This window comes from Pseudomonas sp. NFX183 (assembly GCF_047943075.1).
Taxonomy (GTDB): domain Bacteria; phylum Pseudomonadota; class Gammaproteobacteria; order Pseudomonadales; family Pseudomonadaceae; genus Aquipseudomonas.
Map to the genome: position 1 here is coordinate 4,069,703 of NZ_CP181333.1, position 24,487 is coordinate 4,094,189.

Sequence of the window (24,487 nt, forward strand, 5' to 3'; positions counted from 1 at the left end):
GGTCAATGTGGGAGCTGGCCCGCCTGCGATAGCGGTGGTGACTGCTCCACTGCTATCGCAGGCAAGCCAGCTCCCACAAGGGGGTTGAGTTCAGTCATTCCTACAATGGCAAATGCCGACTCAACAACGCGCGCAACGCTGCAGGCTTCACCGGCTTGGCCAAATAATCCAACCCTGCGGCATGCACCTCGGCCACCATTTCCGGGCGCCCATCGGCGCTGATCACCACCCCGGGAATCGGCTCCGCCAGTTGCGCGCGCAGCCAGCCCATCAACTCCGTGCCTGTCTCGCCGTGGTCCAGGTGGTAGTCCACCAGCGCCAGTTGCGGGCGCACGCCCTCGGCCAGCAACGCCGCACATTGCGCCTGATCGGTAGCGGTCCACACCTCGCAACCCCAGCGCGTGAGCAGGCTGCGCATGCCGATCAGGATGCTTTCTTCATTGTCCACACACAGCACCTGGGCCCCGCTCAACGGCAGCCCGTTATCCTGCGTGGTCTTGACCTTGGGGCTGGCCTGGTTACGCGCCAACGGCACACGCACACTGAACACGCTGCCTTTGCCCGGCCACGAACGCACGCTCAAACGATGGCCGAGCACTCGGCACAGGCCGTCGGCGATTGCCAGGCCCAGGCCCAGGCCCTTTTCGGCGCGGGTCTGGTGGCTGTCCAGGCGCTTGAACTCTTCGAAGATCACCTGTTGTTTATCCAGCGGGATGCCAGGGCCGCGATCCCACACTTCCAGGCACAGTTCACCCTTGCGTCGGCGTACGCCAAGTAGCACCGGGCCGTCGGCATAGCGGAATGCGTTAGTAAGAAAGTTCTGCAGGATTCGTCGCAGTAACTTGATGTCGCTGTCCACTCGCAAACGGCTGCCGCGCAGGCGAAAACGCAGGCCTTGCTCGTGGGCCAGGGCCTTGAATTCTGCTCCCAGGGTGTCGAACAACTCGTTGAGGACGAAGGGCTGTCGCTGGGGATTGATCTTGCCGTTTTCCAGGCGCGAGATATCCAGCAGGTCGCTGATCAGGTCTTCGGCAGAGCGCAGCGAGCTGTCCAGGTGCTGCACCAACTGGCGGGCTTCGGCAGACAGGCCGTCGTTCTGGTGGGAGAGGGCGGCGGAGAACAATCGTGCCGCGTTCAACGGCTGCATCAGATCGTGGCTCACTGCCGCCAGAAAGCGCGTCTTCGATTGGCTGGCGGATTCGGCCACGCCTTTGGCGTCGGTGAGCGCCACATTCAGTTGCGACAGTTCATGGGTGCGTTCGGTCACCCGTTGTTCCAGGCCCTCGTTGGCTTCGGTCAGGGCTTGTTCGGCCTCACGGAACGCGGTGATGTCGGTGAAACTCATGACGAACCCGCCGCCGGGCATTGGGTTGCCGATCAGCTCGATCACGCGCCCATTCGGAAACAGGCGCTCGGACGTATGCGCACGGCCCTGGCGCATCCAGTGCAGGCGTCGCGCCACGTGCACTTCGGCTTCCCCTGGCCCGCACAGGCCGCGCTCGGCGTTGTAGCGAATGATGTCGGCAATCGGCCGGCCCACACTGATCAAACCGTCGGGGTAGTTGAACAGCTCCAGATAGCGCCGGTTCCAGGCCACCAACTTCAGCGACTGGTCGACCACGCTGATGCCCTGGGTGATGTTTTCGATGGCGCCTTGCAGCAGCGCGCGGTTGAACTGCAGCACTTCGGAGGCTTCGTCGGCGATACGTACGACGTCCTCCAGTTGCATTTCCCGCCCTTCAATCGCGGCTTTTACGACGGCGCGTGTCGAAGAGGCGCCGAGCACGCCCGCCAACAGGCGTTCGGTATGGGCAATCCAGTCGTTGTCGGCATTCTGGTTGGGGTTGAAGCCTTTGCCCTGGCGATAGGCGAAGCGGATAAAACTCTGCTGGGCACGTTCTTCACCGACAAAGCGCGCCGCCAGGCTGAGCAGGTCGCTGATCTGCACCGACAACATCGAGCGCGCGCTGGCGCGTTGGCTGATTTCCTGGCCGATAAAGCGTCCGGCCTGCCAGTGCTCCGACACCCGTGTGCGCGACAGCATCGAGACCCACACAAACAGCGTGAAGTTACCCGCCAGCGAGAACACGGTGCCCAAGGTCAGCGAGGTCACGGAGAAGCCAAACGGGTGTGAATGCATCCACGTCAGCCCAGGGAAAAGGCTCAGCGACCAGCCAAGACTTTTCGCCGTGACCGGTAGGACCAAGGTGTAGAACCACAAAAACGTGCCCGCCGCCAACCCAGCGAACACGCCGCGCCGGTTCGCCTGCTTCCAATACAGCGCGCCCAGCATCGCCGGGGCCAGTTGGGTGACTGCCGCGAAGGCGATCTGGCCGATGGTCGCCAGGCTCGCGGTGGAGCCGAGCAGCCGGTAACTCACGTAGGCCAGCAGCAGGATGATCACAATGCTGACCCGGCGCACCGAGAGCATCCAGTGGCGGAACACTTCGAACGGCCGCTCGGCACTCGAGCGTCGCAGCAGCCATGGTAGCAACATGTCGTTGGACACCATGGTCGACAGGGCGATGCTGGCCACGATTACCATGCCGGTCGCTGCCGACGCACCGCCAATAAATGCCAGCACAGCGAGGGCCGGGTGTGCCTCGGCCATGGGCAGGCTGATCACGTAGGAGTCCGGCAATACCGAACCCGGCAGCAGCATTTTGCCGCCAAGGGCGATGGGGATGACGAACAGCGCGGCGAGGATCAGGTAGGCCGGGAACACCCACTTGGCCAGGCGTAAGTCCTGCGGGTCGATGTTTTCCACGACGGTGACGTGGAACTGCCGGGGCAGGCAGATAATTGCCATCATTGCCACGCCGGTTTGCACCACCATTGACGGCCAGTTGATGGTTTCTTTCCAGTATTCCTCAAGGCGCGGGGCCAGCATCGCCTGGCTGAACAGGTCGCCGAATCCGTCGTACAAGCCGTAGGTCACAAACGCGCCGACAGCGAGAAAGGCGAACAGCTTGACCAAGGATTCAAAGGCGATCGCCAGCACCATGCCACGGTGGTGCTCGGTGGCGTCGAGGTTGCGCGTACCAAACACGATGGTGAACAGCGCCAGCACCAGCGACACGATAAGGGCCGTGTCCTGGGCGCGCGTGCCGGTGGTGTCGGGGCCGGAGCCGATCAACAGGTTCACGCCCAGCACGATGCCTTTGAGCTGCAAGGCGATGTAGGGCAACACGCCGACCAGGCAAATCAGCGCCACTACCACCGCCAGCGACTGGGATTTGCCGTAGCGCGCGGCGATAAAGTCGGCGATAGAGGTGATGTTTTCCTGCTTGCTGATCAGAATCATCTTCTGCAGCACCCAGGGTGCCAACACCAACAGCAGCACCGGTCCTAGATATATCGGTAAAAATGCCCACAGCTGTTCGGCGGCCTGGCCTACCGCGCCGAAGAAGGTCCAACTGGTGCAGTAGACGGCCAGCGACAGGCTGTACACCCAGGCGCGCACCTTCGGCGGCAACGGCGCATGGCGGCGGTCACCGTAAAAGGCGATAGCAAACATAATGGCCATATAGGCCAGGGCAACGGCGGCGATCAGCCCGCTGGACAGCGTCATGGTAACTCCGAGCATAAGAACACCCAGGCATTCCAGGCCCGGTGGGACAGTCTCGCATGATGCTTGGGGTTAGTCAGTGTCGACCAAGGTCGTGTGCAGGATCTGGCTTATGTAGCTGCTGGCTGGTGTGGGAGCTGGCTTGCCTGCGATTCAGGCGCTGCGGTGTGAACGTTGCACCGTGGCGATGCTATCGCGGGCAAGCCCGGCTCCCACTCAAGCCCGCTCCTACCGTTCGCGGGGCGGCAGGGTTTTTTGGCGCAGGATATAGACAGTCACCAGCACGGCACTGGTCAGCATGAAACCGCGTGCCCATGGCAGCGGCACCAGGTAGCAGGAGAAACCAATGCTCAACCACATCAGGCCGAGTGCGTAGACCTTGCCCTTGAGCGGAATGCCATTGCCGTCCAGGTAGTCTTTGATCCACGGGCCCAGGCGCGGGTGTTCCACCAGCCAGTGGTAGAAACGCGGGGAGCTTCGAGCGAAGCAGGCGGCGGCGAGTAGCAGGAAGGGCGTGGTCGGCAATACGGGAAGGAAGATGCCGATCACTCCCAGCGCCACGCTCAACCAGCCGATGGCCAGCAGTGCGTAACGCAGGAGCAGCGAGCGATTGCCCATGGGGGACACGGGCAAACGACTCAGTGGTGACGTGGCTTGAGGATCGCCGGTTTTTCGTCAGGGGCGTTGCACAACAGGTACAGGGCGGTCAGGGCTTCCGGGATCTGTACGATCATGTCGTCCATCAGGTTGGCGTCGGAAGCGATGTCGGAGAATTCCGGCTGGTCGTCGAACAGACCCGAACCGACCATGATCGGCAGCAGCATTTCGCTGACTTCTTCCTCGGCGGTTTCGAACCAGGCCGCTTCGCGCAGAAACACACCTTCCATGAAACCGATGCACCAGCCGCGCAGGTCTGAGTCATCCGGGTCTTCGCCCAGGTCCAGCTCGCAAGGCAGCTCGAATTCCTCGTCGGAAGCCAGCTGGCGACCGATGTGGGCCTTGAGGGCCAGCAGGGTGGATTCGATTTCTTCGCGTTGGGCGGCATCGGCGTAGTGCGGCTCTTCGGCGAACAAGGCGTCGATCCACTCACGGTCCGGCACGATGTCGGAAGAGATCGACAGGGCGGTCAGGTAGCCGTGGGCGGCCACGTAGTCCAGCGCCTCGTCATGCAGCTCATCGGCGTCGAGGAAGGCTTGCAGGCGGGTTAGTTGCTCAGCGAAGGACATTACGGCATACCTTGGGAATAAACGATGCGCAATTCTAGGCTTTCTTGAGCCCCCAGGCCAGCTGCAAGGCATATTTGCCAGGTTTAGATAGCAGTCGCTGTTCGTCAGTGGCGCCCTTTGCGGACCGACGCTCGGGTATACTGCCGCGTTTTGTGATGCCCCTGCAGGCCCAGCGCCCACCCGCGAAAACTTCGCTTACGGATTATTTCCCGTGAAGCCGGGGTTTTTCGGCCAGCCTGTACAGAGGGATTTCGGCACCATTTTGGAGTTTTACATGCTCGAGCAGGCTCAACGCGTCCTCAAGGACATCTTCGGCTACGACAGTTTTCGTGGCCGCCAGGGTGCGATCATTGAGCGCGTGGCCAGTGGCGGTGATGCCCTGGTGCTGATGCCTACCGGCGGCGGCAAGTCGTTGTGCTTCCAGGTGCCGGCGCTGTTGCGTAACGGCCTGGCCGTGGTGGTGTCGCCGTTGATTGCGTTGATGGACGATCAGGTCGCCACCCTTGAAGAGCTTGGTGTCGCCGCCGCGTCCTTGAACTCCACCCTCAGCGCCGAGCAGCAGCGCGACCTGGCCGCGCGCATCAAGCGCGGCGAAGTCAAGATGCTTTACCTGGCCCCTGAGCGTCTGGTGCAGCCGCGCATGCTGGCGTTTTTGCAGAGCCTGGAAATCGCCCTGTTCGCCATCGATGAAGCCCACTGCGTATCGCAATGGGGCCACGATTTTCGTCGCGAATATTTGCAACTGGGCCAATTGGCGGAATTGTTTCCCGACGTCCCGCGCATCGCGTTGACGGCCACTGCCGACAAACGCACCCGTGAAGAAATCGTCGAGCGCCTGCATTTGCAGAACGCCGAGCGTTTTTTATCGAGCTTCGACCGGCCGAACATTTTCTACCGCATCGTGCCCAAGGAGCAGCCGCGCAAGCAGTTGCTGGCGTTCCTGTCCGAGCGGCGCAGCGATGCGGGCATCGTCTATTGCCTGTCGCGCAAGAAGGTCGATGAAGTGGCCGCGTTCCTCTGCGAGCAAGGCTATCCGGCGCTGCCGTACCACGCGGGCCTGCCCAATGAAACCCGCTCTGCCCACCAGAAGCGCTTTCTCAACGAGGAAGGCCTGATCATGGTGGCGACCATCGCGTTCGGCATGGGCATCGACAAATCCAACGTGCGCTTCGTCGCGCACATGGACCTGCCCAAGTCCCTCGAGGCGTATTACCAGGAAACCGGTCGCGCCGGCCGTGATGGCCTGCCGGCGGATGCCTGGATGGTCTATGGCCTGCAAGACGTGGTGATGCTCAAGCAGATGCTGCAGAACTCCGAGGGCGACGAGCGTCACAAGCGTTTGGAGCAACACAAGCTCGACGCGATGCTGTCGCTGTGTGAAGAGACGCGCTGCCGCCGCCAAACGCTGCTGGCGTACTTCGACGAAGACATGCCCGAGCCGTGCGGCCACTGCGACAACTGCGTGGACGGCGTGCAGACCTGGGATGCCACCGAGCCGGCGCGCCAGGCGTTGTCGGCTATTTATCGCACCGGCCAGCGTTATGGCGTGGGCCATCTGGTGGATGTGTTGCTGGGCAAGGACAACGAAAAAGTGCGCAGCTTCGGCCACGAAAAACTCTCGGTCTATGGCGTCGGCAAAGCCCGCGCTGAAGGCGAGTGGCGCTCATTGTTCCGCCAGATGGTCGCCCGCGGCCTGGTGGACATCGACCTCGAAGGCTATGGCGGCCTGCGCTTGAACGACAGTTGCCGGCCATTGCTCAAGGGCGAATTGAGCCTGGAGCTGCGTCGCGACCTCAAACCGCAGACCACGGCCAAGAGCAGCACCAGCCAGGCCAGCCAGTTGGTCCGTGGCGAAGAGCGCGAGCAATGGGAAGCCTTGCGCACCCTGCGACGCAAACTTGCGCAGGAACACAGTGTGCCGCCTTACGTTATTTTCCCCGACTCCACGTTGCTGGAGATGCTGCGCGAGCAGCCGACCACCATGGCCGAAATGGCCCGGGTCAGCGGCGTCGGCGCGCGCAAGCTGGAACGCTACGGGCAAGCCTTCCTCGAAGTGCTCGGCGGCCAGGCCGAGGCGCCGAAGGAAGTCGCCGATATTCGCCACGAACTGATCAGCCTGGCGCGTGCCGGCATGACCCCGATCCAGATTGCCGGCCAACTGCAATGTTCGGAAAAAAACGTCTACACCTTGCTGGCCGAATCCATCGGCAAGCAGCAGTTGTCGTTGGAGCAAGCCCTTGATTTGCCGGAAGATCTGCTCGGTGAAATCCAGGATGCATTCCTCGACGGAGAGGGCGAATTGCCACCAGTTGCGGAGATCGCGCCGCTGTTTACCGGGCGTGTGCCTGAGGGTGTTTTGTATTGCGTGCGGGCTGCTTTGCAGTCGGAATTCGAAATTTAGTGTGCCAATTGCGCCAATGTAACGAATCAGTACATAGCGGCCCTTGCCTCCTGGCATGGCTCATGCTTAGCTGACTAATAATTAGCCACACTTTATTTTCAGTCTAAACCATGAGTTTTTTATGCCTTTAACCGATCAACACCGCTTTGGCATGCAGTTGGCGCAAATGTCCCGAGGTTGGCGCGCCGAACTGGACCGCCGCTTGGCGGGGCTGGGTTTGTCCCAGGCGCGTTGGCTGGTGCTGTTGCACCTGGCCCGTTTTGCGGAAGCGCCCACTCAGCGCGAGCTGGCTCAAAGTGTTGGCGTCGAAGGGCCGACGCTGGCCCGCCTGCTCGACAGCCTTGAAGGCCAGGGTCTGGTGCAACGCCAGGCGGTGCTTGAAGACCGTCGTGCCAAACGCATATTGCTGTGCGACACCGCCCGCCCATTGATCGACCAGATTGAAACCATTGCCACAGCGTTGCGCCATGAGCTGTTTGTGGGCGTGGATGAAGAGGATTTGCGCGTGTGCATGCGTGTGCATGGGCACATCCTGGCGAACCTGGAAAAGTCCTGATCCGGGATTCACCAGAAATTAAAAAGTGGGAGCTGGCTTGCCAGCTCCCACTTTTTTTGTGCGCTGGCTAGAACGTCTGGCCGAGGTTCAGGTACACCGCCTGCTGATTGTCATCATTGAACCCATAGCTGAAATTCAGCGGCCCCAGCGGCGTATCAAACCCCAGGAAAACACTCGCAGCGTTGATGTAACCGCTGTCGAATTGATTGTCGTTGTTCCACGCCCGGCCGCGTTCCACCGAGGCCCCCAGGTACAGCGGGAAATCCAACGGCAAATACGAGCGCGGCGTCAGGCGGCGATAGTACACCGCGCGCATCAGGGCGATGTTCTGCCCCGAGATTGCATCTTCGCGAAAGCCCGACAATTGCCGTGCACCGCCCAGCAGGAAGCTGGACACCACCACGTCGGATTTATCCAGCGTGCGCCCGTAACGGCCGCCCAGTATAAGCGTGTCCGGGCCGCGGCTCATGGCCTTGTCCAGTTTGAACTCCCACTGTCGATAGCGCTGGTCCGAGCCTAACCCTGGCTCGAATTCGCGGAACGCCAGGCCGATGTCTTCGCCGGTGTGCGGGAAGTACACGTTATCGAGCGAGTCGAACGAGTACTTCAGTTCATAGAAGCCCTCGCTGAAGCTCACGCTCGGCAGGTCGCGGTCGCCGATGCGCACGTCCGCCTTGCCCCAGGCTTCGCCGACGCCGAAGCGGATCTCGCCGCTGTTGCCGATCTGGCGGCCGACGTTCAAGCCAAAGCCATAACGCTCCAGGCGGTATTCGGAGATGGGGTCGTTGTCCAGAATCAGTTCAACGTTCTGCGCCTGGGCACTGATATAGGGCGCGACGAAGTAGCGTGAGCCGACATCCAGTGGCTGGTAGAACTCGCTGTACAGCTCTTGGCGATCACCGATCTGCACCCGAGTCAGCCATTCGGCGCCGAGGCGGTTGATGCCATTCATGCGGTAGCTGGCGCCGAGGTTGAAGGCGCTGTCGCCGCGCATGTCATCCGACAGGTTCAGGCCCAGGCGCAAGTAGTCGGTGCCGCTGAGTTTGCCGCGTGCACTGATCACCAGGGTATTGTCCTGGCCCTTTTTCACTACGCGGTATTGCACCTGCTCGAAGTAGTCCAGGCCGTACAAGGTGCCCATGTCGGTTTGCAGACGGCCCAGGTTCAGCGGCTCGCCCAGGTTTTGGCGGATGTAGTAGCGGATTACGTCATCGCTGACCTTCGAGTCGTTCTCCACCTTGATGGCGGTGATCACGGGGGTACGCTCGCCGGGTGTGCGGGCCGCGATCAGTTGCGGGTCGACAGGCTCAGCAGGGCGCAGGTGCGCCAGGCGTACATCAAGCGCGCGGGTGGCGCGGTAGCCGGCGTCGATCATGTCCTTGGCGCGGCCGAAGTCCGTCACGCCGTAGGCCGCCAGCGGCGGTTGGATCAGCACATCCTTGGGGTGCAGCGCCTTGAGTTGCTCTTCGGAGTTGCGCCGGGTCATCAGGGTGATCGACTGGTTGAGCACATCGACCACAGTGGCAAGTTGTTTGCGCGAACGCAGCGGGGTGCCGATGTCGACCACGATGGCGATGTCGACGCCCATCTCGCGGGCCACGTCCAGCGGGATATTGTCGGTCATGCCGCCGTCCACCAGCAGCCGGCCGTCGATTTCCACCGGGGCGAACACCGCCGGGATCGACATGCTCGCGCGGATCACCTGGGGCAGGTGGCCTTTGTTGAACACGACTTTTTCGCCGGTGGTGATGTCGGTGGCCACTGCGCGGAACGGTATCGGCAGCTTGTCGAAGTTACGCGTGTTGCTGCTGTGGGCGAACATGCTTTCCAGCAGCAGTGCCAGGTTCTGACCCTGAATCACGCCGAGTGGCAGGCCGAGGCTGCCGTCGTCGCGGAAACTGAGCTTCTGTTTGACCAAAAAGTCGCGGTCATCCTGTTTGCGTCGAAACGGCACGTCTTCGCGCGGCGGTGCGTCGGACAGCGCTTGTTGCCAGTCAATATTCAGCGCGAGCTTTTCCAGCTCATCAATCTTGTAGCCCGAGGCGTACAGCCCGCCAATCACCGCGCCCATGCTGGTGCCGGCAATCGCATCGATCTGGATCCCTTGCTCCTCCAGAGCCTTGAGCACACCAATATGCGCCAGGCCACGCGCGGCGCCGCCGGACAGCACGAGGCCGATTTTGGGGCGGGGTGTTTCAACGGCGTCGGCGAGCAGTGGAAGCAAACACAGAAACAGGCAAGACAACAGGCGGCGCATCATGGATCTCGAGGCTGGGCGAAAGGCCGGTATTATAGCCACCCGATCCACCCAGCCCGTTATGCCAGGAACCTCTCAAATTATGTCGCTGAGCAAACCCGAGATCGTCATCACCTATTGCACCCAGTGCCAGTGGCTGTTGCGCGCCGCGTGGCTGGCCCAGGAGTTGTTGAGTACGTTTGCCGATGACTTGGGTCGTGTGGCGCTGGAGCCGGCCACCGGCGGCGCGTTTCGCATCACCTGCGATGGCGTGCAGATCTGGGAGCGCAAGGCCGACGGTGGCTTCCCCGAAGCCAAGGTGCTCAAGCAGCGCGTGCGTGACCAGATCGACCCGCAGCGCGATCTGGGCCACAACGACCGCAAAGCCTGAAAGTCATGCCGTCGCCGCAGGCGCCTTGGCTTGGCTGGTGCTGCCCATCAGCCCGGAAAGCACGATGGCGACGATGATCAGCGCGCCGCCCAGCAGCATGCGCAAGGTCGGGGTTTCGGCAAACAGCACCCAGGCCGCGGTGATGCCGTAGACCGGCTCCATGGCAAACACCACCGAGGCGGTGCGCGCCTTGATCACCGCCAGGCTGGCGACAAACAGGCTGTGGGCCAGGCCGGTACAGAACACCCCGAGCAGCCCGATCCACAACCAGTCAATTGCCCGCACATCCGCCAGCCCGGGTGCCGCCACCGGCAGCAGGCATGCCGCGACCACCAGGTTCTGACACAGCGCCGCCTGCACCGCGGGGATGCGCCCGGAGCTGGCGCGGTTGTTCAGCGACAGCAACGAGAACAGCAAACCCGAGGCAATGCCCCAGAGCAGACCGCCGGTGGCTGCGCTGGCGAGGTTGAAGTCTGGCGTCACCAGGATCAGGCCGACACTGACCAGTACCACCAGCAGCACTTCATTGGCGCGAATGCGCTCGCGGAAGATCAGCCCTTCGAGAATCACGGTAAACGCCGGGAACGCGGTAAACCCAAGCGTGGCGACGGCAACGCCGGCGACTTTGACCGCGATGAAGAAGGTCACCCAATGCGCCGCGAGCAGCACGCCGCTGATCAGCAGACGGCGCCAGTCGCGCATCTGGAGTGTCTTCCAGGTGGTGTTGCTGGCGAATCGCGCAAACACGGCGAGCGCCACCACGGCGAAGGCCGCCCGGCCGAAGACGATGATGGCGGGCGAGGCCGCCGCCAGCTTGCCGAATACGCCGGTGAGGCCAAACATCAGTGCGCCGATATGCAGGGCGCCAAGGGCTGAGCGGGGAGTCATTGCGATCCTTGAACCAACTGGGTGACAGAATCGCAGTCTAGAGGGTTGAGGGCGTGGGCGTCTGTCGTCCGGCTCGCGTTTTTTGTCGCAAGACTATGATGAGCGCCGCAATGCCCCCGGTGATGCGCCAAATTCGCGCAACATCGCGGCGGCAAACGCACTTTGCGAGCTGTAGCCGACGCGCTCGGCAATGTCGCCGATGGGCAGCGGCGTGTTGCGCAACAGGTTCAAGGCCATCTGCAGGCGACGCCCGCGAATGTAGTCCATCGGCGTCTGCCCGCACTCGGCGATAAAGCGCGCGTGCAGGCGCGCGACCGACAGGCCGGCAATGCGCGCAAGGTCCGCGACCTGCAACGGATGCGCAACGTGTCGTTCGATATGCGCATCAAACGCCGCATACGGCAGGCGCCGCCCCGGCATCGGTTGGGCCAGCGGGTGATTGAGGCTGGCCAATAACAGCACCGCGCCTTGCTGCACGATCAACGGGTCATCCACCGGGCTGTGCGCCAGCCATTGCACCAGCTGGCTTTGCCGCGAATCCAGAGTCAGGCGCGCCGGTTGATCGAGCAGGCGGCGGCTGGCGTCGGCATGCTCGCCCAAGGAGTGCAGCACCCAGTGTTCGGTGGGCACATCCAGCACCAGGCACCGGCTGCCATCGCGGCTGCCGCAGGCGTGGTGAGCGGAAAAGGGCAGCACCATCACGCTGCTTTCGCGCACCTGGCTGCCTCGGCCATCGACTTCCAGGTCCAGGTGCCCGGACAGGCCGAACACCAACTGCGCATGGTCATGGCTGTGGGCAAGAGGCTCTTCGAGGTAGTGGCGCAGCGTGAGCGTCGGTCTCATCGCGGTCTCCTGAGGGTGCAGGGCGCCAGTCTACAATGCTTCACGGGCGCCAGGCGCTGTCATCAGACTGACGCACCGCTGTCATGGGCTGTTAACCACCAGGGCGCAAGCTCGCTAAAACAGCGTCGAGGGATGCCCATGACCCGTGCCGAATTCGCCAAACCCGGTCCTAAACAACGGGTTCGTACCTTGTGGATTTCCGACGTGCACCTGGGCACACGGGACTGCCAGGCCGAACACTTGTCGCGGTTTCTCAAGGGCTACCACGCCGACAAGGTGTACCTGGTGGGCGACATCATTGACGGCTGGAAAATGCGCGGCGGCATGTATTGGCCTCAGGCCCATACCAACGTGATCCGCCGCTTGCTGACCATGGCCAAGCGCGGCACCGAGGTGATCTATGTCACCGGCAACCATGACGAGTTCCTGCGGCGCTATTCCAAGCTGATCCTGGGCAATATCCAACTGGTGGACGAAGCGGTGCACGTCACCGCCGATGGCCGTCACTTGCTGGTAATTCACGGCGACCAGTTTGATGTGATCACCCGTTACCACCGCTGGCTGGCGTTTCTCGGCGACTCGGCCTACGAGTTCACACTCACGCTGAACCGCTGGCTCAATCACTGGCGGGCGCGGTATGGCTACGGCTACTGGTCGCTGTCGGCGTACCTCAAGCACAAGGTCAAGACGGCAGTGAGCTTTATCAGCGACTTTGAGGAGGCGATCGCCCACGAAGTCACCAGGCGCGAGCTGCATGGCGTGGTCTGCGGGCATATTCACCACGCGGAAATTCGCAAGGTGGGCGAGGTGGATTACCTCAACTGCGGGGACTGGGTGGAGTCGTGCACGGCGCTGATCGAGCACTGGGACGGGCAGATCGAGTTGTATCGGTTGGCGGATGCGCAGGCGAAAGAGGCGCAGCTCAAAGCCGAGATGGTTGCGGGCTAAAGGCCTCACTCCGTTCAAATGTGGGAGCTGGCTTGCCTGCGAATGCGGAGTGTCAGTCAATATATTGGGTGACTGTCACACTGCATTCGCGGGCAAGCCCGCTCCCACATTTATTCCCCGTTTCTTCAGTTGCAGACGTCGGCGATGGCCTCGGCCAGCAGGGTCAGGCGCGTCGCATCAATCCCGGCCACGTTAGCCCGCCCCGAACTGACCATATACACGCTGTGCTTCTCGCGCAGTTGCTTGACCTGTTCGGCACTCAAGCCGGTGTAGGAAAACATCCCACGCTGGGCACCGATATGCGCAAAGCGTTCGGCCAGCCCGTGGGGCGCCAGCGCCTCTACCAGGCCTGAACGCAGCTGCGCGATCCGTGAGCGCATGGCTTCGACTTCGTCGCTCCAGCGCTTTTTCAGCTCGGCATCCCCAAGGATGGTCGCGACCACGGCGGCGCCATGATCCGGCGGCGTCGACCACAGATTGCGCGCGGTGTTTGCCAGCTGGCTGCGCACATCCGTGAGCTTTTCAGCATCCGCCGCGCACACGATCAACGCGCCGACACGGTCGCGGTACAGGCCAAAGTTTTTCGAGCAGGAGCTGGTGATCAGCACTTCCGGCAGCTCGGCGGCAAACAATCGCACGGCCCAGGCGTCTTGCTCCAGACCGTCGCCGAAGCCTTGATAGGCGAAGTCGATCAGCGGCAGCAATTGGCGCTCGCGCACGATCTGCAGCACCTGGCGCCAGTCGGCCTGGGACAGGTCAAAACCAGTCGGGTTGTGGCAGCACGCGTGCAGCAACACCACGTCGCCCTCGGGCACCGTGGCAAGTGTTGCCAACATCGCGGCCACATCCAGGCGGTTGTCGGCGCCCACATAGGGGTAGTGACTGACCTTGAGCCCGGCTTTGGCGAAGATGGTTTCGTGGATCGGCCAGGTCGGGTTGCTCAGCCACACGCCACGCCCCGGCAGGTTATGGGCGATAAAGTCCGCGCTCAGGCGCAGGGCGCCGGTGCCGCCTGGGGTTTGCGTTGCGCCGGCACGGCGGTCGCGGATCAAGGCCGAGTCGGCGCCGAGCACTAGTTCGCTGATCAACGCACCAAATGCCGCATCGCCGTGGCCGCCGATGTAGGTCTTGGTGGTCTGGGTGTCTACCAGCCGCTGTTCGGCGAGTTTTACCGAGTGCGGGATCGGCGTGAGGCCCTGGTCGTCTTTATAGACGCCGACGCCCAGGTCGAACTTGTTCGGGTTGCTGTCCTGGGCATACAGGTCCATCAGCCCGAGGATCGGGTCGCCGGGTACGCGGCCAATGGCATCGAAATGCATTACTTGCGGCCCTCGGCGTCCTTGGCCACTTCGTCCGTGCGCGCGGCCATGATGAAGTCGTTGCGGTGCAAGCCTTTGATCGAGTGGCTCCACCAGGTCACGGTGACTTTGCCCCACTCGGTGAGCAGGCCTGGGTGGTGGCCTTCGGCTTCAGAGATTTCACCCACGGCGTTGGTAAAGGCCAGGGCAAATTTGAAGTTCTTGAACAGAAAAACCTTTTCCAGCTGCATCACGCCGTCGCGGACTTCGATGTTCCAGTCGGGAATCTGCTTGATCAGTACCGGCAACTCTTCATCGCTGACTTGCGGGGCGTCGGCACGGCAGGCTTCGCAGTGGGCTTGGTTCAAGGTGGTCATGGGAAGTGTCCTGAATTCGAGTGTTTGAAAAACGGTCGTCAGTGGCGTCACCCTAAAGCAACGCGCGGCCAGGGAACAGACTCACCTGGCCTGAAAACATAAGGTTCAAGCCGCTTTGGGTTTGGGCGGAAATTTCGGCGCGTGCAGACCCAACTGCATACCGCGCTCGACCATGCCCATGATGTCTTCCTGCGCCACGTCGAACAGGCGCTTGAGCTCAGGCAGGACGAAATACAGCGGTTGCAGGATGTCGATCCGATACGGCGTGCGCATCGCTTCGAGCGGGTCGAAGGCTTGGTGCTCGGGCTCATCCGACAGGCAGTACACGCTCTCCTTGGGCGACGACAGAATGCCGCCACCGTAGATGCGCCGGCCTTGCGGGGTGTCCACCAGGCCGAACTCGATGGTCATCCAGTACAGGCGCGCCAGGTACACGCGCTGTTCCTTGGTCGCGGCCAGGCCGAGCTTGCCGTAGGTGTGGGTGAATTCGGCGAACCAGGGGTTGGTCAGCAGCGGGCAGTGGCCGAAGATCTCGTGGAAAATATCCGGCTCTTGCAGGTAGTCCAGTTCTTCGCGGGTCCGAATAAAGGTCGCCACCGGAAACTGCTTGCTGGCGAGTAATTCGAAGAAGGTCTGGAAGGGGATCAGTGCCGGCACGCGGGCGACTTGCCAGCCGGTGGTCTCGGCCAGCACCTGGTTGATTTCACCCAGTTGCGGAATACGGTCCAGCGGCAGGCCGAGCTTGTCGATGCCGTCCAGGTATTCCTGGCAGGCGCGGCCCTCGATCACTTTCAACTGGCGCGTGATCAGAGTGTTCCACACCGCGTGTTCTTCCGGCGGGTAGTGGATAAAACCTTGCGCATCGGGCTCGCGGGCCACGTAGTGCGTTTGCTTCATACGGCTCTCCTGCTAGGCATTCGTTCTTGTTATGTCCTGCGATGAGCCTATTGATAACCCTTGAGGCGCCGGATTCCATCGGGCTGCGGCCTAATGCTGTAGGAAATGTTACCGTTTTTTGTAAAGTATTCGTTACGATAGCCCGGCTCGTCGTTGTCTTGGGCTGTGAAATGCTCACGGGCTGTCACATAATCTTGACGACTATCTGCGCCCAGCGGCAAAAAGACGCGGCGCCTTCCCACCTTTCGGGCTTTTTCATGCGTATTAAAGTGCACTGCCAGAACCGCATCGGCATCCTGCGGGACATCCTCAACCTGTTGGTGGAGTACGGCGTCAACGTCGCCAAGGGCGAGGTCGGCGGCGAACATGGCAATGCGATTTACCTGTTTTGCCCCAACCTGGTGAACATGCAATTCCAGGCGCTGCGCCCGCAATTTGAAGCCATTGCCGGGGTGTTTGGCGTCAAGCGGGTAGGGCTGATGCCCAGCGAGCGTCGGCATATGGAGCTTAATGCGCTGCTTGGCGCCCTGGAATTTCCGGTGCTGTCGATCGACATGGGCGGCTCCATCGTTGCCGCCAACCGCGCGGCGGCGCAGTTGCTCGGGGTGCGCGTGGACGAGGTGCCGGGCATTCCACTGTCGCGCTATGCCGAGGACTTCGATCTGCCGGAACTGGTGCGGGCGAGCAAGTCGCGGATCAATGGCTTGCGGGTCAAGGTCAAGGGCGACGTATTCCTGGCGGACATCGCGCCGCTGCAATCCTCCGAACACGATGACAGCGAAGCCATGGCGGGTGCCGTGCTGACCCTGCACCGCGCCGACCGCGTCGGGGAGCGCATCTACAACGTGCGCAAGCAGGAATTGCGTGGTTTCGACAGCATCTTCCAGAGCTCCAGGGTCATGGCGGCCGTGGTGCGTGAGGCGCGGCGCATGGCGCCTTTGGATGCGCCTCTATTAATAGAAGGCGAAACCGGCACCGGCAAAGAGCTGTTGGCCCGCGCTTGTCACCTGGCCAGCCCGCGTGGGCAGTCGCCATTGATGGCGCTCAATTGCGCAGGCTTGCCGGAGTCAATGGCCGAGACCGAGCTGTTTGGCTACGGGCCTGGTGCGTTTGAAGGCGCGCGGGCCGAAGGCAAGTTGGGTCTGTTGGAGCTGACGGCAGGCGGTACGTTGTTTCTCGATGGCGTCGGCGAAATGAGCGCGCGTCTGCAGGTGAAATTGCTGCGTTTTCTGCAGGACGGATGCTTTCGCCGGGTGGGCAGTGATGAAGAGGTCTACCTGGATGTGCGGGTGATCTGTGCGACGCAGGTGGACTTGTCTGAGCTTTGCGCCCGCGGCGAATTCCGCCAGGACCTTTATCACCGCCTCAATGTGCTGTCGCTGCATATCCCGCCGCTGCGCGAATGCCTGGATGGGTTGGCGCCGTTGGTTGAGCATTTCCTCGATCAAGCCAGCCGGCAGATCGGCTGCCCGCTGCCCAAGCTGGCACCGGCTGCGATGGATCGGCTCAGCCACTATCACTGGCCGGGCAATGTGCGCCAGCTGGAAAACGTGCTGTTTCAGGCGGTGTCGTTGTGCGAAGGCGGGACGGTCAAGGCTGAGCATATTCGCTTGCCGGATTACGGGGTGCGTCAGCCGCTTGGCGATTTCTCGTTGGAGGGAGGGCTGGAGCAGATTGTCGGGCGGTTTGAAAAGGCAGTGCTGGAGGCTTTATATGCCGAGCACTCCAGTAGCCGGCAACTGGGCAAACGCTTGGGCGTGTCGCACACCACCATCGCCAATAAGCTGCGCGATTACGAAATCCTTAAGGCCGATAAGTGAACGCATCCCCTGTGGGAGCTGGCAAGCCAGCTCCCACATTTGTTATTTGTCATCTTCAAGACCTGTGCTTGCCGCAGGCGGCAGTAGTCCGCCGTTTTTTCGACTCTCGTCCAGCCTCACAATCTCCATGCCTCCCCGCAAACCCCCGTCCCGCCTGGACTTTTCCTCGTTTTTAAAAGTTGGTTCGCAAATTGCTTAAGCCTCATCAGTACAGCGGTGGGCGGCAAGCGTCCGTCAGAAAGAGGATAGAGCGTGGACAAGTACCTTTATGTGGCAATGACCGGCGCCAGCCAGAATGCACTGGCGCAGAAGGCCCATGCCAACAATCTGGCGAACATCTCCACCAACGGTTTTCAGCGTGACCTGGAGCAGGCGCGTTCGATGCCGGTGTTTGGTGACAGCTTTCCGGCGCGCGCGTTTGCCATGACCGAGCGTCCGGGCACCGACTTCTCCCCGGGCGCCATGATCGAAACCGGTCGTGACCTCGATGTAGCGGTCAGCGGCGACGGTTGGATGGCCGTGCAAACCCCCGATGGCAGTGAAGCCTACGTGCGCAGCGCCAGCATGAATGTGGATGCGCTGGGCGTGCTGCGGGCCGGCAACGGTATGCCGATCATGGGCAACGGTGGCCCGATTGCGGTGCCGCCGCAGCAGAAAATCGAAGTGGGGGCCGACGGCACCATCAGCATCCGCGCCATGGGCGAAGGCCCGCGGGTCATGGCTGAAGTGGACCGCATCAAGCTGGTCCAGCCGGACCTCAAGAACATGACCAAGGGCCTGGACGGCACCATCCACACCAAGGATGGCCAGCCGGCCCAGGCGAACGCCAACGTCACGCTGACGTCGGGCTTCCTGCAGGCAAGCAACGTCAACGCCGTTGAAGAAATGACCGCGGTGCTGTCGCTTTCCAAGCAGTTCGAGCTGCACATCAAGATGATGAACAGCGCCAAGGAAGACGACCAGGCCATGACCCGCGTTCTGGCGATGAGCTGATTGGCGCGTTACTGACCGACTACTAATTTTGCAGCGCAGCGCCAACAAACAGGCGCACGAAGGAGAACAGCATGCTTCCGGCTCTATGGGTTGCCAAAACCGGTTTGTCCGCCCAGGACACCAACCTGACCACCATTTCCAACAACTTGGCGAACGTGTCGACCACGGGCTTCAAACGTGACCGCGCCGAGTTCCAGGACTTGCTCTATCAGATCAAGAAGCAGCCGGGCGCCCAATCGACCCAGGACAGCGAATTGCCGTCGGGCCTGCAACTGGGTACCGGTGTGCAGATCGTTGGCACGCAGAAGAACTTCAGCGCCGGTAACCTGCAGCAAACCGGTCAGCCATTGGACATGGCCATCAACGGGCGCGGCTTCTTCCAGATCCTGCAACCGGATGGGACCACGTCCTACACCCGTGACGGCACGTTCCACCTCGACTCCAATGGCCAGATCGTCACGGCCAACGGTTTTGCCCTGGAGCCGGCTGTTGTGGTTCCCGCGGACGCCAAGACCTTCACTGTCGGCAACGACGGCACCGTGTCGATCACCGTGGCCGGCAACCCGGCGTCGCAAGTGATCGGCAACCTGCAAACCGCCGACTTCATCAACCCGGCCGGCCTGCAAGCGATGGGTAACAACTTGTTCCTGGAAACCGCCTCCAGCGGCGCGCCGCAAATCGGCACCCCTGGCCTGAACGGTTTTGGCACCACGCTGCAAAGCACCCTGGAAACTTCCAACGTCAGCACGGTTGAGGAGATGGTCAACATGATCACCACCCAGCGCGCCTACGAGATGAACTCCAAGGTGATTTCCACCGCCGACCAGATGCTTTCGTTCGTAACGCAGAATCTGTAATCAAGTCTATGGGGCGCCATCGACGGCGCCTGCAACACCGTGAGGTTAGGGTCATGAATCGCTATGTTTCTGTTCTGGCATTGAGTGGGATCGCCGTGCTCGCGGGCTGTGTCGCCCCGACGCCAAAACCCAATGACCCGTACTACGCGCCGGTGTTGCCGCGCACGCCGTTGCCGGCGGCGGCCAACAATGGCTCGATCTACCAGGCCGGTTTCGAACAGAACCTGTACAGCGACCGCAAGGCGTTCCGCGTGGGTGACATCATCACCATCACCCTGAACGAGAAAACCCAGGCCAGCAAAAACGCCAACTCGCAGATCGGCAAGACCAGCAAGACCAGCATTGGCCTGACGTCGCTGTTCGGTGGCGTGCCCAACACCAATAACCCGCTGGGCAGCGGTGACCTGAGCCTGGACGCCGGCTATAGCGGCGACCGCGCCACCAACGGCAAGAGTGCGGCGGGGCAGGGCAACAGCCTGACCGGTTCGATCACCGTGACCGTCGCCGATGTACTGCCCAACGGCATCATCGCCGTACGCGGTGAAAAGTGGATGACCCTCAACACCGGCGACGAGCTGGTGCGCATTGCGGGCATGGTCCGCGCCGATGATATTTCTACCGACAACACCGTGCCGTCGACGCGGATTGCCGATGCACGCATTACCTACTCGGGTACGGGTTCGTTTGCTGATGCGAGTCAGCCGGGCTGGTTCGACCGTTTCTTCCTTAGCCCGCTGTTCCCTTTCTAGGTGGCCACTTTGAAACTCAAACAGCTGATGGCTGCCGCGTTGTTGCTGGCCTTGAGCACAGGGGCCTTTGCTGAGCGGTTGAAAGACATCGCCAGTATTTCCGGCGTGCGCTCCAACCAACTGATCGGCTACGGCCTGGTGGTGGGGCTTAACGGCACGGGTGACCAGACCACCCAAACCCCGTTCACCCTGCAGACCTTCAACAACATGCTCTCGCAGTTCGGCATCAAGGTGCCGGCGGGCTCGGGCAACGTGCAGCTGAAAAACGTTGCGGCCGTGTCCATCAGTGCCGATCTGCCGGCGTTCGCCAAGCCGGGTCAGGTGGTGGACATCACTGTCTCGTCCATCGGTAACTCCAAAAGCCTGCGCGGCGGCACGTTGCTGATGACGCCGCTCAAGGGTATCGACGGCAACGTCTACGCCATCGCCCAGGGCAACCTGGTGGTCGGTGGTTTTGACGCCGAGGGCCGTGACGGTTCGAAGATCACCGTTAACGTGCCGTCTGCCGGACGAATTCCAGGTGGCGCCATGGTGGAACGCACCGTGCCCAGCGGCTTCAACCAGGGCAACAGCCTGACCTTGAACCTCAACCGTTCGGACTTCACCACCGCCAAGCGCGTGGTCGACAAGATCAACGACATGCTCGGCCCTGGCGTCGCTCAGGCCATTGACGGCGGCTCGATCCGCGTCACCGCGCCACTGGACCCAAGCCAGCGCGTCGATTACCTGTCGATCCTGGAAAACCTTGAGGTCGATCCAGGCCAGGCGGTGGCCAAGGTCATCATCAATTCGCGTACCGGCACGATCGTGATCGGTCAGAACGTCAAGGTATCGCCGGCGGCCGTGACCCACGGCAGCCTGACCGTGACCATCACCGAAGACCCGATCGTCAGTCAGCCTGGGCCCTTGTCCAATGGCCAGACGGCGGTGGTGCCGCGGTCGCGGGTGAATGCTCAGCAAGAAGCCAAGCCGATGTTCAAGTTCGGCCCCGGCACCACACTGGACGAGATTGTCCGCGCGGTGAACCAGGTGGGCGCAGCCCCAGGCGACTTGATGGCGATCCTCGAAGCGCTGAAACAGGCCGGCGCCTTGCAAGCCGACCTGATAGTGATCTGAGCCATGGTCATGGATATGCGCCAGAGCGGGATCAGCAGCACGGCGGATTCGGGGTCTTACTCCGACCTGAACCGGCTTAACCAGCTCAAGGTCGGCGCCGACAAGAACAGCGAAGGCAACATGCGCAAAGTCGCGCAGGAGTTCGAGTCGCTGTTCCTCAGCGAGATGCTCAAGTCCATGCGCTCGGCTACGGAAGCGCTGGGCAAGGACAACCCGCTGAATACGCCGGCGGCCAAGCAATACCAGGAAATGTACGACCAGCAGTTGGCGGTTTCGATGTCTCGCGAAGGCGGTGGTATTGGCCTGGCCGACGTGCTGATGCGCCAGATGCAGAAGAACAAGCCGGTGGACGCCCAGGCGGCCACGTTGCAGGGCCCGGAGGCGGCGCCGGCGCCGGCGAAGAAGGTCGATGTGCCGACTGAAATCGCCGCAGGCACCCAGGCCGCAGGGCCGTTGGGCCGCTCCAATGGCCAGCGTCCGCTGTGGGCTTATCGCGTGGCCGTGCCTGAAGGCGCGAGTACGCACGCCAACGACATGGAGCTGATGAACCAGCGCCGTATCGCCTTGCCGAGCAAGCTGACTGACCGTCTGTTGGCCGGTATCGTGCCGAACGCGCCGGTCGCCATCGATGCCAAGAGCGCGCCGCTGCGTAACAGCGCCGCCGCCGACAACGTGGTCAACAGCAGCGCGCGCAGCATTGCCGTACCGAGCGGGCGCATGCAGGTGTATGGTCGCGCCATCGCCCAGCCACCGCTGGCGCCGGCGAAGAAAGCCTTCAGCTCGCAGGATGAATTTGTCGCCACCATGCTGCCGATGGCCAAGGCGGCCGCCGCGCGCATCGGTGTCGATCCCAAGTACCTGGTGGCCCAGGCCGCGCTGGAAACCGGTTGGGGCAAATCAGTGATGCGCGCCGAGGACGGCAGCAGCAGTCACAACCTGTTCGGCATCAAGGCCGGGCAGAGTTGGCAGGGCGGCCAGGCGCGTGCAATTACCAGCGAGTTTCGTGATGGGTCGATGGTCAAGGAAACGGCGCAGTTCCGTTCCTACAACTCCTATCAGGACAGCTTCCACGATCTGGTGACATTGCTGCAAAGCAATGATCGCTATAAAGAAGTTGTGAAATCAGCCGACAACCCGGAACAGTTTGTGCGCGAGTTGCAAAAAGCCGGATATGCAACCGACCCGGACTACGCCAGCAAGATTTCGCAGATCGCCAAAACGATGAACAGTTACCAGGATTACGCTGCCGCGGGCGCATCCACTCATTTATAAGGTCTGAATCATGAGTTTGCTCAATATCGGGATGTCGGGGCTCAACGCCGCTCAAGGATCGTTGTCGGTCCTGAGTAACAACATTGCCAACGTCAACACCCCGGGATACTCGCGTCAGCAGACCACCCAGAACGCCAGCGCCAGCAATCAGTACGGTGGCGTGTACATCGGCAGCGGCACGACCCTGGCGGATGTGCGCCGCATCTATAACGATTTTTTGGGCGCCGCTTACCAGAGCAGCACGGCCCTCAACAGCGACGCCACCGCCTACGCGGGCCAGGCGGCTGCGATTGACAAGACCCTGTCTGACAAGTCCACCGGCATGTCTGCCGTGCTCAGCGCGTTTTTCGCGTCCCTGCAAACCGCGGCAGCGACCCCCAGCGACGTGTCTGCGCGCCAGCTGCTGGTGACCAGCGCCCAGACCTTGAGCGACCGCTTCAACGCGATCTCCACCCAACTGACCCAGCAAAAAGAAAGCATCAACAGTCAGCTGAGCACCATGAGTGATCAGGTCAATAAGCTGACCTCGTCGATTGCCTCGCTGAACACGCAAATTTCAACCGCCCAGGGCTCGTCGACCAGTGCGCCGGCCAACCTGCTGGATGCGCGTAACGAGGCAGTGCGTTCGCTCAACGAGCTGATCGGCGTAACGGCCACCGAGAAGAACGGCCAGTTCAGCATCACCACCGGCACCGGCCAGTCGCTGGTCGAAGGCGGTGTGGCCAACACGATTTCGGCGGTGCCGAGCAAAACCGACAACAGCCAGTACACCATTCAGCTCAACATGGGCGACACGCCGATGGACATCGGCAACGTGGTGTCCGGCGGCAGCATCGGCGGCCTGTTGCGTTATCGCAGTGATGCGCTGATGCCGGCCATCAATGACCTGGGCCGCATTGCCATTGCCACCGCTGACAGCGTCAACAGCCAGTTGGGCCAGGGCCTGGACCTGAACAGCGATTTCGGTTCTTCGTTGTTCAGCGACATCAACAGCGCCGCGGCCATCACCCAGCGTAGCCAGGCAGCCTCGGGCAACAGCGCAGGCTCGGGCAACCTGAATGTGACGATTGCCGACAGCAGCAAGCTCTCGACCTTCGACTACAAAGTCACCTTCACCAGCGGCAACCAGTACAACGTGGTGCGCTCCGACGGCAAAGCCATGGGCTCGTTCGACACCACCACCACGCCGCCGCCCGTGATCGACGGCTTCACCCTGGCACTGGATGGCAAGGGGCCGATGGCTGCCGGTGACAGCTTCAAGGTCAGCCCGACGGCGACCGGGGCCAGCAACATCAGTGTCGACCTCAAGGACCCGAACAAGCTCGCGTTCGCGGCGCCACTGGCCGGTAATTCCAGTACTACCAACACTGGCACCGGCACGTTCACACCACCGACATTGACGCTGCCGATCGATATCAATGGTGGCGCCGCCAGCGCGCAATTGCGCACCGGGATCGAAAACTCGATGCCAGTGAAGATGGTGTTTGGCAAGCCTGCGGCAGACGGCACCCAGTCCTACACAGTGAGCGATGCCCAGGGCAACTCGATCGGCACCGGCAGCATCATTCCGGGCCAGGGCAACAAGGTCTCTATCAGTGTGCCAATGCGTGATGCCAGCGGTACGTTGATTCCAGGCAAGAGCTTCAGTTTCGACACCACGGTGGCGGGCGCACCCGCCAACGGCGACAGCACGACTTTCTCGTTCAACAGCGGCGCCACCTCCGATGGCCGCAACGCTCAGCAATTGCTGGGTTTGCAGAGCAAGGCGACGGTCGGCGCGGTAGATGGCAATGCGGGCGTGAGCCTGGTCAGTGCCAACAGCCGGCTGGTGTCCCAAGTCGGTTCCAAGGCTGCCCAGGCCAACACCGACAGCACCGCCACCGGCGCATTGCTGGCCGCGAACAAGGCGGCCAGCGACTCGGTGTCCCAGGTCAACCTGGATGAGGAGGCGGGCGACATGATCAAGTTCCAGCAGTACTACACCGCGTCGTCGCAGATCATCAAGGCCGCGCAAGAAACCTTCAGCACACTGATCAACGCCCTTTAAAGGA

20 protein-coding genes are annotated in these 24,487 nt (G+C 61.9%); 11 read left to right on the plus strand and 9 right to left on the minus strand.

The window, feature by feature from the left end; all coding sequences use genetic code 11:
* Window positions 1–100 precede the first annotated feature (100 nt).
* The 3 genes from ACM530_RS19045 to ACM530_RS19055 all read right to left on the minus strand — a co-directional run bounded on the left by ACM530_RS19045 (window position 101) and on the right by ACM530_RS19055 (window position 4,794).
* Window positions 101–3,571 carry a PAS domain-containing hybrid sensor histidine kinase/response regulator gene (locus tag ACM530_RS19045; RefSeq protein WP_145158923.1) on the minus strand — a complete coding sequence of 1,157 codons (3,471 nt, stop codon included), beginning with the start codon at window positions 3,569–3,571 and terminating at the stop codon, window positions 101–103.
* 225 nt (window positions 3,572–3,796) lie between these two features.
* Entirely contained in the window at window positions 3,797–4,186 is a 390-nt protein-coding gene (locus ACM530_RS19050; protein WP_119742268.1) for a YbaN family protein, read from the minus strand.
* Between the two features lie 20 nt (window positions 4,187–4,206).
* Complete coding sequence (locus ACM530_RS19055) at window positions 4,207–4,794, minus strand: YecA family protein (RefSeq protein ID WP_106576431.1); 588 nt, start codon at window positions 4,792–4,794, stop codon at window positions 4,207–4,209.
* Window positions 4,795–5,068: 274 nt separating this feature from the next.
* Here ACM530_RS19055 and recQ point away from each other — a divergent pair, with 274 nt between their 5' ends.
* On the plus strand, window positions 5,069–7,195 hold the full coding sequence (gene recQ / locus ACM530_RS19060; RefSeq protein WP_416362899.1) for a DNA helicase RecQ: 2,127 nt from the start codon (window positions 5,069–5,071) through the stop codon (window positions 7,193–7,195).
* Window positions 7,196–7,316: 121 nt separating this feature from the next.
* On the plus strand, window positions 7,317–7,751 hold the full coding sequence (locus tag ACM530_RS19065) for a MarR family transcriptional regulator (RefSeq protein WP_106576432.1): 435 nt from the start codon (window positions 7,317–7,319) through the stop codon (window positions 7,749–7,751).
* Window positions 7,752–7,818: 67 nt separating this feature from the next.
* On the opposite strand, the gene ACM530_RS19070 is transcribed toward ACM530_RS19065, so the two are convergent.
* Complete coding sequence (locus ACM530_RS19070; protein ID WP_416362900.1) at window positions 7,819–10,008, minus strand: patatin-like phospholipase family protein; 2,190 nt, start codon at window positions 10,006–10,008, stop codon at window positions 7,819–7,821.
* An 82-nt stretch (window positions 10,009–10,090) separates the two neighbouring features.
* On the opposite strand from ACM530_RS19070, the gene ACM530_RS19075 reads away from it, so the two are divergent.
* A complete protein-coding gene (locus tag ACM530_RS19075) occupies window positions 10,091–10,378 on the plus strand; it encodes a SelT/SelW/SelH family protein (protein ID WP_242195653.1) in 288 nt (95 codons plus the stop codon).
* Between the two features lie 3 nt (window positions 10,379–10,381).
* Here ACM530_RS19075 and ACM530_RS19080 read toward each other — a convergent pair whose 3' ends face one another.
* Window positions 10,382–11,266, minus strand: coding sequence for a DMT family transporter (locus ACM530_RS19080; RefSeq protein ID WP_145158915.1), 885 nt, complete (start codon window positions 11,264–11,266; stop codon window positions 10,382–10,384).
* Window positions 11,267–11,359: 93 nt separating this feature from the next.
* Window positions 11,360–12,109 (minus strand): AraC family transcriptional regulator, encoded by a 750-nt coding sequence (locus tag ACM530_RS19085; RefSeq protein ID WP_416362901.1) that lies wholly within the window; start codon window positions 12,107–12,109, stop codon window positions 11,360–11,362.
* 138 nt (window positions 12,110–12,247) lie between these two features.
* On the opposite strand from ACM530_RS19085, the gene ACM530_RS19090 reads away from it, so the two are divergent.
* Complete coding sequence (locus ACM530_RS19090) at window positions 12,248–13,057, plus strand: UDP-2,3-diacylglucosamine diphosphatase (protein WP_145158911.1); 810 nt, start codon at window positions 12,248–12,250, stop codon at window positions 13,055–13,057.
* A gap of 125 nt (window positions 13,058–13,182) precedes the next feature.
* On the opposite strand, the gene ACM530_RS19095 is transcribed toward ACM530_RS19090, so the two are convergent.
* The 3 genes from ACM530_RS19095 to phhA all read right to left on the minus strand — a co-directional run bounded on the left by ACM530_RS19095 (window position 13,183) and on the right by phhA (window position 15,629).
* On the minus strand, window positions 13,183–14,376 hold the full coding sequence (locus ACM530_RS19095) for an amino acid aminotransferase (protein ID WP_242195645.1): 1,194 nt from the start codon (window positions 14,374–14,376) through the stop codon (window positions 13,183–13,185).
* Window positions 14,376–14,732: a 4a-hydroxytetrahydrobiopterin dehydratase gene (locus tag ACM530_RS19100; RefSeq protein ID WP_106576439.1), complete on the minus strand. Its 357-nt coding sequence runs from the start codon at window positions 14,730–14,732 to the stop codon at window positions 14,376–14,378. Before ACM530_RS19100 ends, ACM530_RS19095 begins: the two co-directional genes overlap by 1 nt.
* 105 nt (window positions 14,733–14,837) lie before the next feature.
* Complete coding sequence (phhA, locus tag ACM530_RS19105; RefSeq protein WP_145158906.1) at window positions 14,838–15,629, minus strand: phenylalanine 4-monooxygenase; 792 nt, start codon at window positions 15,627–15,629, stop codon at window positions 14,838–14,840.
* A gap of 257 nt (window positions 15,630–15,886) precedes the next feature.
* Here phhA and ACM530_RS19110 point away from each other — a divergent pair, with 257 nt between their 5' ends.
* The 7 genes from ACM530_RS19110 to flgK all read left to right on the plus strand — a co-directional run bounded on the left by ACM530_RS19110 (window position 15,887) and on the right by flgK (window position 24,483).
* Window positions 15,887–17,449: a sigma-54-dependent transcriptional regulator gene (locus ACM530_RS19110; RefSeq protein WP_106576441.1), complete on the plus strand. Its 1,563-nt coding sequence runs from the start codon at window positions 15,887–15,889 to the stop codon at window positions 17,447–17,449.
* Between the two features lie 252 nt (window positions 17,450–17,701).
* Window positions 17,702–18,442, plus strand: coding sequence for a flagellar basal body rod protein FlgF (locus ACM530_RS19115; RefSeq protein WP_242195642.1), 741 nt, complete (start codon window positions 17,702–17,704; stop codon window positions 18,440–18,442).
* A 71-nt stretch (window positions 18,443–18,513) separates the two neighbouring features.
* Complete coding sequence (flgG, locus tag ACM530_RS19120) at window positions 18,514–19,299, plus strand: flagellar basal-body rod protein FlgG (protein ID WP_005790105.1); 786 nt, start codon at window positions 18,514–18,516, stop codon at window positions 19,297–19,299.
* 53 nt (window positions 19,300–19,352) lie between these two features.
* Window positions 19,353–20,048, plus strand: coding sequence for a flagellar basal body L-ring protein FlgH (flgH, locus tag ACM530_RS19125; protein ID WP_003214607.1), 696 nt, complete (start codon window positions 19,353–19,355; stop codon window positions 20,046–20,048).
* A gap of 27 nt (window positions 20,049–20,075) precedes the next feature.
* Complete coding sequence (locus ACM530_RS19130) at window positions 20,076–21,164, plus strand: flagellar basal body P-ring protein FlgI (RefSeq protein WP_145159575.1); 1,089 nt, start codon at window positions 20,076–20,078, stop codon at window positions 21,162–21,164.
* Between the two features lie 3 nt (window positions 21,165–21,167).
* A complete protein-coding gene (gene flgJ, locus ACM530_RS19135) occupies window positions 21,168–22,436 on the plus strand; it encodes a flagellar assembly peptidoglycan hydrolase FlgJ (protein WP_416362902.1) in 1,269 nt (422 codons plus the stop codon).
* A gap of 10 nt (window positions 22,437–22,446) precedes the next feature.
* Entirely contained in the window at window positions 22,447–24,483 is a 2,037-nt protein-coding gene (gene flgK / locus ACM530_RS19140) for a flagellar hook-associated protein FlgK (RefSeq protein ID WP_416362903.1), read from the plus strand.
* Window positions 24,484–24,487: the final 4 nt, after the last annotated feature.

Excerpts from the sequence above, each read along its gene's own strand:
- flgK (WP_416362903.1), top strand. The coding sequence starts at position 22,447 with ATGAGTTTGCTCAATATCGGGATGTCGGGGCTCAACGCCGCTCAAGGA.
- ACM530_RS19130 (WP_145159575.1), top strand. The coding sequence starts at position 20,076 with ATGGCTGCCGCGTTGTTGCTGGCCTTGAGCACAGGGGCCTTTGCTGAG.
- flgG (WP_005790105.1), top strand. The coding sequence starts at position 18,514 with ATGCTTCCGGCTCTATGGGTTGCCAAAACCGGTTTGTCCGCCCAGGAC.
- ACM530_RS19055 (WP_106576431.1), bottom strand. The coding sequence starts at position 4,794 with ATGTCCTTCGCTGAGCAACTAACCCGCCTGCAAGCCTTCCTCGACGCC.
- flgH (WP_003214607.1), top strand. The coding sequence starts at position 19,353 with ATGAATCGCTATGTTTCTGTTCTGGCATTGAGTGGGATCGCCGTGCTC.
- ACM530_RS19085 (WP_416362901.1), bottom strand. The coding sequence starts at position 12,109 with ATGAGACCGACGCTCACGCTGCGCCACTACCTCGAAGAGCCTCTTGCC.
- ACM530_RS19095 (WP_242195645.1), bottom strand. The coding sequence starts at position 14,376 with ATGCATTTCGATGCCATTGGCCGCGTACCCGGCGACCCGATCCTCGGG.
- ACM530_RS19075 (WP_242195653.1), top strand. The coding sequence starts at position 10,091 with ATGTCGCTGAGCAAACCCGAGATCGTCATCACCTATTGCACCCAGTGC.
- ACM530_RS19050 (WP_119742268.1), bottom strand. The coding sequence starts at position 4,186 with ATGGGCAATCGCTCGCTGCTCCTGCGTTACGCACTGCTGGCCATCGGC.
- recQ (WP_416362899.1), top strand. The coding sequence starts at position 5,069 with ATGCTCGAGCAGGCTCAACGCGTCCTCAAGGACATCTTCGGCTACGAC.
- ACM530_RS19065 (WP_106576432.1), top strand. The coding sequence starts at position 7,317 with ATGCCTTTAACCGATCAACACCGCTTTGGCATGCAGTTGGCGCAAATG.
- ACM530_RS19090 (WP_145158911.1), top strand. The coding sequence starts at position 12,248 with ATGACCCGTGCCGAATTCGCCAAACCCGGTCCTAAACAACGGGTTCGT.
- flgJ (WP_416362902.1), top strand. The coding sequence starts at position 21,168 with ATGGTCATGGATATGCGCCAGAGCGGGATCAGCAGCACGGCGGATTCG.
- ACM530_RS19110 (WP_106576441.1), top strand. The coding sequence starts at position 15,887 with ATGCGTATTAAAGTGCACTGCCAGAACCGCATCGGCATCCTGCGGGAC.
- ACM530_RS19080 (WP_145158915.1), bottom strand. The coding sequence starts at position 11,266 with ATGACTCCCCGCTCAGCCCTTGGCGCCCTGCATATCGGCGCACTGATG.
- ACM530_RS19070 (WP_416362900.1), bottom strand. The coding sequence starts at position 10,008 with ATGCGCCGCCTGTTGTCTTGCCTGTTTCTGTGTTTGCTTCCACTGCTC.
- ACM530_RS19045 (WP_145158923.1), bottom strand. The coding sequence starts at position 3,571 with ATGACGCTGTCCAGCGGGCTGATCGCCGCCGTTGCCCTGGCCTATATG.
- ACM530_RS19100 (WP_106576439.1), bottom strand. The coding sequence starts at position 14,732 with ATGACCACCTTGAACCAAGCCCACTGCGAAGCCTGCCGTGCCGACGCC.
- phhA (WP_145158906.1), bottom strand. The coding sequence starts at position 15,629 with ATGAAGCAAACGCACTACGTGGCCCGCGAGCCCGATGCGCAAGGTTTT.